5 tRNA genes are annotated in these 551 nt (G+C 49.9%); all 5 read right to left on the reverse strand.

Annotated elements, in window-relative coordinates:
• Positions 1–29 precede the first annotated feature (29 nt).
• Positions 30–101, reverse strand: a tRNA-Gly gene (locus COJ96_RS24960).
• Between the two features lie 63 nt (positions 102–164).
• Positions 165–249: transfer RNA gene (locus COJ96_RS24965), tRNA-Leu, on the reverse strand.
• A gap of 13 nt (positions 250–262) precedes the next feature.
• Positions 263–338 (reverse strand) — tRNA-Lys (locus tag COJ96_RS24970).
• Between the two features lie 7 nt (positions 339–345).
• Positions 346–421 (reverse strand) — tRNA-Thr (locus COJ96_RS24975).
• 30 nt (positions 422–451) lie between these two features.
• Positions 452–527 (reverse strand) — tRNA-Val (locus tag COJ96_RS24980).
• Positions 528–551: the final 24 nt, after the last annotated feature.

Here is a 551-nt window from a genome sequence, read left to right on the forward strand (position 1 = left end):
CCAGTTCCGCCACCCCGGCATTAGTAGAGAGCGGAAGACGGGATTCGAACCCGCGACCCCCACCTTGGCAAGGTGGTGTTCTACCACTGAACTACTTCCGCATATCAAGGGAAGTTATTTTGCTATTGCAAACAACTTTGTTTATTTTACTTCGTAAAAAAACTTGGTGCGGGTGAAGGGAGTCGAACCCCCACGCCTTGCGGCGCCAGATCCTAAGTCTGGTGCGTCTGCCAATTCCGCCACACCCGCATATTCATTTAAATGGTGAGCCATGAAGGACTCGAACCTTCGACCCTCTGATTAAAAGTCAGATGCTCTACCAACTGAGCTAATGGCTCATACAAATGGTGCCGGCGAGAGGACTTGAACCCCCAACCTACTGATTACAAGTCAGTTGCTCTACCAATTGAGCTACCCCGGCAAATAGTATGGAAAAGTATTAAAGAAAATATGGTGGAGGATGACGGGATCGAACCGCCGACCCTCTGCTTGTAAGGCAGATGCTCTCCCAGCTGAGCTAATCCTCCATTTTTACAGCCTGGCAACGTCCT

The organism is Bacillus sp. AFS073361 (genome assembly GCF_002567005.1).
GTDB lineage: Bacteria > Bacillota > Bacilli > Bacillales > Cytobacillaceae > Neobacillus.